The sequence below is a fragment of the uncultured Ruminococcus sp. genome (genome assembly GCF_946415235.1).
In the GTDB taxonomy this organism is placed as follows: Bacteria; Bacillota; Clostridia; order Oscillospirales; family Ruminococcaceae; genus Ruminococcus.
In genome coordinates this window covers 1-11,178 of the sequence record NZ_CAMKRR010000096.1, presented here as the reverse complement: position 1 = coordinate 11,178, position 11,178 = coordinate 1, and the positions used below count along the sequence as shown (strand labels likewise).

At 39.2% G+C, this 11,178-nt stretch carries 10 protein-coding genes; all 10 read left to right on the top strand.

Features of this window, described 5'->3' with window-relative positions; all coding sequences use genetic code 11:
- The first annotated feature begins 29 nt into the window (after nt 1-29).
- The 10 genes from Q0R37_RS12970 to Q0R37_RS12925 all read left to right on the top strand — a co-directional run bounded on the left by Q0R37_RS12970 (nt 30) and on the right by Q0R37_RS12925 (nt 10,947).
- On the top strand, nt 30-308 hold the full coding sequence (locus Q0R37_RS12970) for a DUF6809 family protein (RefSeq protein WP_294754939.1): 279 nt from the start codon (nt 30-32) through the stop codon (nt 306-308).
- A 167-nt stretch (nt 309-475) separates the two neighbouring features.
- Complete coding sequence (locus Q0R37_RS12965; protein ID WP_294754937.1) at nt 476-694, top strand: helix-turn-helix domain-containing protein; 219 nt, start codon at nt 476-478, stop codon at nt 692-694.
- Nucleotides 691-1,905, top strand: coding sequence for a tyrosine-type recombinase/integrase (locus Q0R37_RS12960; protein WP_294754935.1), 1,215 nt, complete (start codon nt 691-693; stop codon nt 1,903-1,905). Before Q0R37_RS12965 ends, Q0R37_RS12960 begins: the two co-directional genes overlap by 4 nt.
- A 71-nt stretch (nt 1,906-1,976) precedes the next feature.
- Nucleotides 1,977-2,924 (top strand): alpha/beta hydrolase, encoded by a 948-nt coding sequence (locus Q0R37_RS12955; protein WP_294754933.1) that lies wholly within the window; start codon nt 1,977-1,979, stop codon nt 2,922-2,924.
- Nucleotides 2,925-3,091: 167 nt separating this feature from the next.
- Nucleotides 3,092-4,297: a site-specific integrase gene (locus Q0R37_RS12950; protein ID WP_294754931.1), complete on the top strand. Its 1,206-nt coding sequence runs from the start codon at nt 3,092-3,094 to the stop codon at nt 4,295-4,297.
- A 158-nt stretch (nt 4,298-4,455) separates the two neighbouring features.
- Nucleotides 4,456-5,310: a DUF4238 domain-containing protein gene (locus Q0R37_RS12945; protein ID WP_294754929.1), complete on the top strand. Its 855-nt coding sequence runs from the start codon at nt 4,456-4,458 to the stop codon at nt 5,308-5,310.
- An 11-nt stretch (nt 5,311-5,321) separates the two neighbouring features.
- Complete coding sequence (locus Q0R37_RS12940) at nt 5,322-6,113, top strand: hypothetical protein (RefSeq protein ID WP_294754927.1); 792 nt, start codon at nt 5,322-5,324, stop codon at nt 6,111-6,113.
- Between the two features lie 2 nt (nt 6,114-6,115).
- On the top strand, nt 6,116-8,098 hold the full coding sequence (locus Q0R37_RS12935) for an N-6 DNA methylase (RefSeq protein WP_294754925.1): 1,983 nt from the start codon (nt 6,116-6,118) through the stop codon (nt 8,096-8,098).
- Nucleotides 8,099-8,142: 44 nt separating this feature from the next.
- Nucleotides 8,143-9,570 (top strand): restriction endonuclease subunit S, encoded by a 1,428-nt coding sequence (locus tag Q0R37_RS12930; protein WP_294754923.1) that lies wholly within the window; start codon nt 8,143-8,145, stop codon nt 9,568-9,570.
- 3 nt (nt 9,571-9,573) lie between these two features.
- The gene (locus tag Q0R37_RS12925) at nt 9,574-10,947 is read left to right on the top strand and encodes a hypothetical protein (RefSeq protein WP_294754922.1); all 1,374 of its coding nucleotides are present in this window, start codon (nt 9,574-9,576) and stop codon (nt 10,945-10,947) included.
- The last annotated feature ends 231 nt before the right edge of the window (nt 10,948-11,178 follow it).

Sequence of the window (11,178 nt, the reverse complement as noted above, 5' to 3'; positions counted from 1 at the left end):
TGATTGTTGGTCAGGAGGTGACCGCGGCGATGAAGTTGCAAGATTTATACTACGGGAACGTCATACCGTGTCAGCACGATGTGAGGAAGGACTCCGATTATGTAAAGCGAAGTCTGGAGCTCATCGAGATGTGCGACAGACTGGAGAAACGACTGTCGGCTGATGACAAGAAACTGCTTAATGACATAACGGATATGCAGGGAATGTTGTCCGAAACAATGGTAGCAGAGAGCTACATACAAGGTTTTCGAGACTGCGCCGAACTAATAATTGATGTGCTGTTCGGCAGTAGCGAGAACCTGAAATAACATCATAACAATCAAATGGAGAGGGTACGGTAAAACACCGTACCCATTTTCGTATCAAGGAAGCGGCAAACCACCGCTCCCTTCAAATAAATAATAAAGGAGAAATGTAAAATGAACAATTCAATAATCATAATCGTGTTTAGAATAATAAAGAGAGGTGTTAGCTATTGGCAGAAATTGAAAAGATGTACGACAAGATGTTTACCGATTACCCCGACGTGGTGAACGTTCCGCAGCTGATGAAAATGCTGTCGGTAGGCCGCCATGCTGCTTATGAATTAGTAAGCAGCGGCGAGATACAGAGCTTCAAGGTCGGAAAGAATATAAGGATACCGAAGATAAAAGTTATTGAATACATACTCGGAGCAAGGAGGTGCTGCCTATGAAAAATGTGACAGGAAGTCTGCAAACCAAGCGCGGCAAGTACTATGCTGTGCTGAATTTATACGACCACACAGGTAAACGAAAACAGAAATGGATATCCACAGGATATGAGATCAGAGGTAATAAGAAAGCTGCGAAAGCCTTCCTCGACGAGCTGCTTGTAGCTTACAACAAGAAACAGCAGGCGGCACTGAAAGTTATCTCAAAGATGAAACACCCCGAGCAGTTTATAAAGGAGCAGAGCCGGATAATGGCTCTGCCCCTGTTTTTATATATCGAAGAATGGATCGACCACTCGTCCGCGAAGCTCCAGCCGACTACTATTGACGGTTACAGGCAGCTCTGCAACGGCAGGATACGGACGTTCTTCGAGAGCCGCGGAACTACCGTTTATGATCTCACAGGCGAGGATCTGAACGAGTTCTATGCTTACCTTACAAGGCAGGGACTGAAAGGTGCGTCTCAGCAGAGGTATCACGGACTGATACATTCCGCATACAGCTTTCTTATGAAGCACCAGTACATTGACAGCAATCCCTGTGATTTCGCCGACCGTCCAAAGGCTGAGAAGTACCGCGGAGCATACTATAATCAGTCGGAGCTGACGGAACTGTTCCGTGCTGCAAAAGAGAGCGAGATATACATTCCCGTGCTTCTTGCTGCATATTACGGACTTCGCCGCAGCGAGGTCCTCGGTATCAAGTGGAGCAATATCGACTTCGGGAACGGCACTATCCGCATTGCTCACAAGGTCGTGGAGCAGAAGGTAGACGGCAAATACCAGACAGTCGGTCACGACAAAATGAAAACGGAGTCCAGCAACAGGATACTTCCGCTGATGAAGGAAGTGGCAATGGCACTGCGGAGGCTGAAGCTCCACCAGGACGAACAGCGCCGTTTATGCGGAAATTCCTACGTTCACGAATACGATGACTACGTCTGCGTGAATGAGATTGGTCTGCTTCTCAGACCAAACTATGTTACGGCAAAATTCAGTGAGCTTCTGAAAGAAAACGGCTTGAAACACATACGCTATCATGACCTCCGACATAGCTGTGCCAGCCTGTTACTTGCAAACGGAGTGCCGATGAAAGAGATACAGGAGTGGCTTGGACACTCGAACTACCGCACAACAGCCGACGTTTATTCTCATCTCGATTTCAGCAGCAAGGAGCATTCGGCGGAGATTATCTCCCATGTTCTGGCGGTGTGAGGTTGACATAATCAGTGTGGTGATGTATAATCTAAGTAAGAAAAATCGGAATTTTACGGAGCAATGTTCATATGAAAAAAGCATTTAAGATAATTGGAAAGGTACTTCTTGTAATCATATTATTACTAATCATTTTCTTGCTAATAGTGTTCATATACAATAAAATTATGATGAATAAGGAAAAGGCACTATTGGACGAACCTCTTGGCGAAATGATAGAGGTTGACGGACACAATATGTGCATATACTCTGAGGGAGAAGGTGAACATACATTAGTATTTCTTTCAGGATCAGGAACTGCTTCTCCTATACTTGATTTCAGAAGTCTTTATAGTTTATTAGATGATGATTATAGGATAGTAGTTGTTGAAAAATTTGGCTACGGTTTAAGTGATGTAGTTAATACTGAAAGGTCATTTGATACAATACTTAGGCAGGACAGAGAAGCACTTTCAAAGGCTGGAATTGATGCTCCGTTTATCCTCTGTCCTCATTCAATGTCCGGACTTGAAGCAATACTTTGGGCACAAGAATATCCGGATGAAGTTGAAGCAATCGTAGGTCTTGATATGTCTCTGCCACGCTCTTATGACAACTTTAATTATTCAAAAACAGAGCGATTTGAAAGAATTGCAGCTATTGGACGGGAACTGGGGATCATCAGATTTTACTATTCTGACAGCTCACTTCCTCAAGGACTTTCAGAAGATGAGAAAGATTTATACAGAGCAATAGCCTGTAAAATAGCTGTAAACGATGACGTTATAAATGAAGGCCTTGCTATCCCCGATGCCGTCAAAAAGATCGACGGAGCGCCTAAGCCTGATATACCAATGTTAATGTTTATATCTGACGGAAAAGAAACAGGCATTGAAAAGTGGTCGGATATACAAAAAGAGTATGCTTCTGAACTGTCAAATGCAACTGTTATTGAACTTGATTGCGGACACTATGTTCATAATTATAAGCATGAGCAAATAAGTGAAGAAATGAAAGAATTTATTGGTAATATTAAGTGATAAATTCTGATTTATAATAACAGCCGGAAAGCTAACAACTTTCCGGTTTATTTTTTTGCTCCCGCAAATGTGTCTGAAATCTTAATTCTGAGTCCGAATATTGCTTTTCGGGACAGGTTGTGGTATACTGTAGTCGCTGAAGCGGATTTCCGAAACAGGAGGTAAAAATGAAAGAAGTAACAGGAAATCTGCAAGTAAAAAACGGCAAGTACTATGTGCTTGTGAATCTGTACGACCGCAGCGGCAAGCGTTCCATAAAGTGGGTAGCGCTGGGGCTGGACGCAAGAGGCAACAAGAAAGCTGCCAAAGCACGTATGGCTGAGGTGCTGGAGGAGTACAACCGCAGTCAGAGGAAGCTGCTGAGGACTATCAGCAAGAAGAAAGCTCCCGAGAAGTTCATTCAGCAGCGAGAGCAGGTGCAGTATCAGACGCTGACGGAGTTTCTCACTGACTGGATAAACCTGTCGTCAGGCAGGCTTCAGCCGTCCACGATAGACGGCTATATGAAAATGGTGAACGGCAGGATAACCGAGTTCTTCGGGGATAGCGGCATAACGATAGGTGACCTTGCTGGCGAGGACCTCAACGACTTCTATGCCTATCTTGAAGACTCAGGCTTGTCGGGAGCGTCAGCTTTGCGCTATCACGGACTTATCCACGCAGCATTCAGCTATGCGGTGAAGAAGGAGCTCATCGACGATAATCCCTGCGACCACGCAGACCACCCGAAGAGAGAGCGATACCGAGCCTCATTTTACAGTGAGGACGAGCTGAGAGACCTGCTTATTGCGGCGAGGGAGAGTCCCATATACATTCCCGTAATGCTTGCGGCTTACTACGGACTCAGACGCAGCGAGGCTCTCGGGCTGAAATGGAGCAACATCGACTTCCAGACCAAGACCATTTCCATATCACATAAGGTCATCGAGGCTAATGTGGACGGCAAATATCAGGCAAAGGGCTTCGACAGAATGAAGAACCAGTCCAGCAACAGGACACTTCCACTCATTGAGGACGTCGAGAACGAACTGCTTTTCCACCGACAGCAGCAGTCCATGAATGCGGCAGTTCTCCGAGGTGCGTACTGCCATGACTGCGACGATTACGTCTGCACTGATGCCACAGGTCAGCTTATGCGTCCGAACTTCATATCAGTGCAGTTCGGAAAGCTGCTCAAGGACAACGGATTCCGACACATACGTTACCACGACCTGCGCCACACCTGTGCAAGCCTGCTCTTGAAGAACGGCATACCCATGAAGGCAATACAGGAGTGGCTGGGACACTCAACATTCGAGGTAACTTTCCCCGTTCCAAATAGTAACACGAAAACCCATGCAGTACCTACCGATAGAATAATTCAAATAATATAAGTGCTTCTCAGATAATGGGAAGCATTTTTTTCGCAATAGTAGAATAATGTTCGATTTCTAATTGACTATTTGCACAAAATATGATATAATAAAAAGATAAATAGCGAATGATTGTAAATATAATAATTAATTATTTTCACCTTTGAAAGAGGTGCTATATGGGAAAAGAATATACGAAACAGCATATTGTTCCATCTTGTTATATTGCTAACTTCGGAGCAAATGGTAACGAGGGCAGAAAGAGCAGTATCTATTACTATTTAAAAGAAAAAGGAATCTCAGGATGCGGTTGTGCAGGAGACTTTCCAGTTGAAGGCAATTATTATGATATACCGGAATTAGGTGAAAACAAGAAAATCCTTGAGCTGCTTTTTCAGAAAATTGAAACTGATTTATCGGATTTGTTGAAAGAGCTAATATGTTCTATAACATTTGAGAAAAAAGATCGTAAGGGATGTTATGTTGATTATCCTCTTTCAAAGCGACAGGCATTAAGTGCCCAATTTGCGATGCAAATACAGCGCACTAATTTATTACGTAAGCAGTTTGAGTACATCTATGATCAATTAAAAGCTCATGTTCCTTGTGGTTCTATTCCTGATTATGACAAGTCAGACTTTAAGAGGTTGCAGAATACTCAAATCTTATCTTTTGATTTAGCTCATTTTTATGCCAATATATTCAATGACAAAAAATGGGTTATTATAGTCAATCACACAGAATTACCGTTCCTTACATCTGATAACCCGGTAATAGCAATAAATCACAGTAAGAATGTCCATGTTTCGGCTGCATCTGATGATCTCACATATTACATTCCGATTTCGCCGTTATTTGCTATTGAGATGTATCCTAAATCTGTTAAATGGAACGATTTGTTTTGCTTTGATGAGTACGATGTTAAAAATATAGCTCTTTACAATATGTATATTGAACGTGAATGTACAAGAATGCTTTTCTCTAATAAGGACTTTGGCTTCATTAAAGAGCTTTTGGACAAAGAATTATCTTGAAAGGATTAACTATGGGATTAACGCTTATAAATCACACAGGTAATTTATCTGTTCTAAAGCACAGAACTCTTCCTTTGATTATGACAGGTGAGTTCGATTTTTTTAGATGTATCGAATTTAATCCAAGTATGTATGGCAAGACTGTGAGTGAACTTCATGCAGGAAATCTTCGTCTTAGCAGAACTGATAATCGTTATTCAAATTTATTTCCGGGGCAGAAACTCTCATATTGGGCTGATAGCCCTGAAACAAGCCGAGCTGAGATCAAACGATGGGGATCAGGGAATAATATTATAACATTTTGGGCTTATGATGATGGAAGCAGTTTTATTCCAACGGTTTATCCACGTAAGGAGTTACAAATAATTGATGGTACTCAATTGGAGTTCAATAAAATACTGAAGAAACTCGAAAAACACGAGCGCATAACAAAAGGTGAAAGAGAGCTTATAGATGAGATTGCTTATCAGGAGCCGGATTGTTTAGCATATGAATCAGAGGCTCGCAAAGGAAGTATGAATTTTCTTTTCTTTGAACACGGCTTCAAGAAATTATCATTAAGAGAAGTAAGGTTACGTCTTGGAGATGAAAAGGGAAAGAATCATAACAGGATTGTATGTGCCGATACAAGCGACTATTCTCCAAAACTGTATTCCTATGGAGATATGTTCCTTCCCATTGCTCGTCTAGGTAAAGACGAGCAATACAATGAGACTGATGAGTTTAAATTGCGTTTGCAGGTGTATATGGACGAGATACAACGTATAGTAGATGAACGTCCAAAAAAGAATTCGGAGGATTGATTATGTATAAACTCGATGATTTGTTTAAAGACAGTATTCATAAGGGAACATTGTTTTCAGATGAGGCAATAAGTGCAATCGAAGCAATGATTTTTATGAAAAAGGTAAAGGGAAATGATTCGCCTTATATAAAGTGTCAGGTAAGAAATAAAGATATAAAACTCACTCCTGAAGAAGCTGTACGTCAGCTATATATCTATTCGCTTGTACATGATTACGGCTACTCTGTTGATCAAATGGAGCTTGAACGCCATATACATTTTGGAAGAGAGGTTAAGCGAGCTGATATTGTTGTATTTGAGAAGGATCATCCTAATACTGAATACATAATAATAGAGGTCAAAAAGCCCAAGCTTTCTGACGGAAAAGAACAGCTACGCTCATACTGCAATGCTACCGGTGCAACAATGGGCGTATGGACTAATGGTCAGTCAATTTCTTACTATCACAGAAAAGATCCAAATTATTTTGAGGATATTCCTAATATCCCTAACTCTACACAAAAGCTTAAGGATATTCTTACTGAACGTTGGACGATAGATGATCTTGTTGCAAAAGATAAGCTTGTTAACGAGAAGAAATCGCTGAAGGGACTCATCGAGGAAATGGAAGATGAAGTTCTCGCAAATGCTGGTGTAGATGTTTTTGAAGAAGTATTTAAGCTTATCTATACTAAACTCTATGATGAAATGGAAAGTGGCAGAGATCACTCAAGAACTTTAGAGTTCCGTAATTACGGTGATACTGATGACGATCTCAAAGCCAATATCCAAAAGCTTTTTGAAAAGGCAAAGAAAAAATGGCCGGGTGTTTTTTCCTCAGACGAAAAAATCACTTTGACTTCATCACACCTTTCTGTCTGCGTCTCCTCATTACAAGATGTTAAACTGTTCAACTCAAACCTTGATGTTGTGGATGATGCCTTTGAATATCTTATGAGCAAATCTCAAAAGGGTGAAAAAGGACAGTTCTTTACGCCAAGATATGTCATAGATATGTGTGTTAGAATGCTTAATCCTACTAAGGACGAAAAGATGATTGATACAGCTGCAGGATCATGTGGTTTCCCCGTACATACCATTTTTTATGTCTGGAAGAAGATACTTGCTGAAAAAGGGCTGCCTCAGAGCCATCTTTTTACAACTGAAAAGAAGCCTGCGGAATGCGAAGACTATGTTCAGGAAAACGTTTTTGCTATCGACTTTGATGAGAAAGCTGTGCGTGTTGCAAGAACGCTCAATCTTATCGCCGGCGATGGAAGAACCAATGTAATGCATCTTAATACTCTTGATTATGAGAGATGGGATGATGTCACTAAACAGGAAGAGTGGCAGGATAAGTATTATGAGGGTTGGAAGGGGTTACGCAAACTTCGTGCAAAGAAAGATGAAAACCGTGATTTCCAGTTCGATATTGTAATGGCAAATCCGCCCTTTGCAGGTGATATAAAGGAAAGTCGTATCATCTCGAAATATGAATTAGGCAAGAATGCTAAAGGAAAATATCAGACTAAAGTAGGCAGAGATATTCTGTTTATTGAACGTAATCTTTCTTTTTTGAAGCCAGGTGGCAGAATGGCTATCGTCCTTCCACAGGGAAGGTTTAACAACTCAAGTGATAAGTATATCCGTGATTATATTACAGAAAATTGTCGAATTCTTGCAGTTGTCGGACTTCACGGCAATGTTTTTAAGCCTCATACAGGAACAAAGACTTCTGTTTTATTTGTTCAGAAATGGGACGATGAACTCTGCCCGAAAAAAGATGATTATCAGATTTTCTTTGCTACTATGAAAAAGCCGAGTAAAGATAATTCCGGTGAGAAGCTTGTGAGAGTAGATGAACAGGGACAGATCATTCTTGATGAACACGGACATTTAATCGTTGATCACGATTTGTTCAATCATGATGGATTAACAGAAGACGGTATTGCAGAAGCTTTTGCTGAATTTGCTAAAAAGGAAGGTTTAAGTTTTTTTCAATAAGCCCATCCATTGAACCTTTCAATGAAGCAAAATATAATGCTTTAATGGATGGGCTGGAGTGTGAAGAACTATTATTTAGTACAGTTAAGAACGCCAACAAATCGACACGTTTCGATCCGGAATATTATTCTAAACTTGCATTGAGTACAGAGAGCTTTATTCTAAGCAAACCTCACTATTTCCTTGACACGAGAAATGTTGTAAGCGGTCCTTTTGGCTCAACATTGAAAAGTTCGTCATACTTGGAAAAGGGAGATGTTCCCTTTGTACGAATAGAGAACATAAAGGGCGGCTTTTATATTAGCCGCAGCAACCTTGTATACATATCTTCGTTTGATAATAGCCGTATTGCTAATTCACAGCTTTCAGAAGATGACATTGTTCTATCAAAGGTTGGAAACTCGATTGGCTTTTTTGCGAGGGTTGACTCTGTATTAAAAGGATGCAATATAAGTGAGAACAATATTGGCATAAAACTTGAAGGCTTTTCCACAGCACAAAAACACGCCATTCTCACTTATTTCAACTCTAAATATGGTCAGATTCTTCTTTTAAGAAGAAGGAGTGGAAATGCTCAACCAAAGTTGAATGTTGATGATGTTTGTTTTATTCCGATACCAGTATTTGGAAATAGCTTTTGTGAGAAAATCAGCAATATTATAATACAAAGTGAAATACTTATGCATCAAGCTCAGGATATTTATGAAGAAGCAAATAAATATTTGTTATTGAAATTGAATTATGATGCTCAAAAAATATCAGCTGATTCAATTGCAGTTAAAACCATTACAAATACTTTTGGTAATACAGGTAGATTGGATGCAGAATACTATCAGCCAAAATTTGATGATTTATTCTTAATCCTATCTCAACTCACAACAAAATCACTTGATTCTATCGTTACAACGACAAAATCTATTGAACCGGGTAGCGAATGCTACGGAGAAATAGGCATTCCTTTTATTCGTGTAAGCGATGTAAGTATTACTGGAATATCAAATCCGACAATTAAAATACCGGAAAACACAGTTTCTTCCATTGAGTCTCTATTTCCGAAAAAAGATACTATTTTATTCTCTAAGGATGGAAGCGTGGGTATTGCTTATCAGGTAGAAGAAGATTTAAGAGCAGTTACTTCGGGAGCGTTATTACATTTTAAAGTAAAGAATACTAAAGAAATACTTCCTGAATACTTAACTCTTGTTTTAAACTCTGATATAGTTCAATTACAGGCAGAGAGGGACGCCAGTGGGGCAATTATACAACACTGGAAACCTGATGATATAAAAAAAGTAACTATTCCGATTTTGTCCTATGAAATTCAAAAAGAAATAGCGGATAGTGTCAAATCTTCTTTTACCAAACGCAGAAAAGCTGAAAAATTAATACAAGTTGCAATAAATACCGTTGAACTTGCGATTGAAAACGGAGAAGATGCTGCATTAAAATGGCTTGAAACACAGGTGGACTAAATTATGCAAATCGAGAAGAAATACGAACAATGGAAATCCATTACGGAATCTGACTTTGTTACACTTTTTATCAAAACATGGTTTACATATATTGCTACGCTAAGAGAACTCAATCCAGATGTTTCTGTTTTCACTGAAGATGGTATGCCGAGAGGCGATAAGCCTTTTCTGAATGCATATAAAAGCGGTATTATGTCGATTGTTCAGAAACGGATGAATTCAGATGAAACGTTGGACGAATTATATCGGCTCTATCCTGTTGCAATGAAGAAGGTTTTGGAAGTTTTTCCACAATACTTTTTTCAGACTTTTTATATCTTGAATAGGGAGTTTAAATATGCAGATAAAGACATACAAAAGGATGAGAATGGAAAACTAAAAGAACGCTATCAGGTAAGCTTGCATATTTGTGATCAGTGGATTATCAAGGTATATATAGGTTTATCCGGATATTATAGAACAACATCTTACAATGAAGAAATCAAATTTGATATAGATACCCGTGATATTTTTAAACATACCACCGAATACATAAAAGCAAATAAGAGTATAGATGAACTTTCCATTCTAAAAGAATTATATGATAAACTACTTGAAAAGATAGGTGATAAATTATCTAATAAGGACTATACAAATAAATACAACATAACCATATGTAGAAAGATACAATCACAACTTAACCGTTTCTTTACAAGTATTCGACTTAATTTCGAGAAAAACTACCGGTTCCCAAATGAAACAAACGGCATTTATGAGATTAACACTTATGCCGTTTTCAAGCAATTACCGTATAACTTGTTTTCCAAATCATATATTGATGGTTTGATTAATAAAGAACAATATTTTTATCATAGGCTTTTACAAACTAATGGAATTGAGTGGTTTGCAAGTTTTGTATATTCATTAAGAAACGCTCTATTTCATGAAATAATAAGTCCTCTTGATGAGGATTGGCAGCTTATTTTCAAATCAGCATATCTTATCCTTAAAAAGATCAGCGATATTTGCATTGATACAATTTATAGGATCTTCTCATTATGTGAAATTGATGAAAATCCAATAGTAGAATATGTAATGAATAACCCCATAGATTGTGTGAATCATCTTGCAGATCATGTTGAACTATTAGAAGCATCAAGAATATCATTAACTCAATTTGAACTCAATAATTCATTGATCACAGTGTCGGGGATAATTAAGCTTAAAGTTAAGCTTCAAAAGGGTGAATCAGATGACATTAGAGAAGAAACAGGAGAAATACTCTCTGAAGAACCTGTAGTAATAAGTTTTGAGGCAAAACTATATGATGATACTCTTGAAATAATGAGTTCTGATAATGGAAAAAAAGAGATAACGTTTTCTATAGCAGGCACATAATAATCATAAAGCACCCTCTCGGAGCATTTCTGAGAGGGTACTTTCCTTATCGTTTTAGTTTATACACATAGACTCAGACGACTTTGAGGAAACTTTTCCGTTCGTCTGAGGATATTGCAAAAGGCTCTGCATTTCTGCAAAGCCCTTGTGCTGCTTATTCATCCTCGTCACTGCACTCGCCAAGACCGTTCAGGAGCTGAATGTATACGCACTCTGCTCGGTCACGCTCCT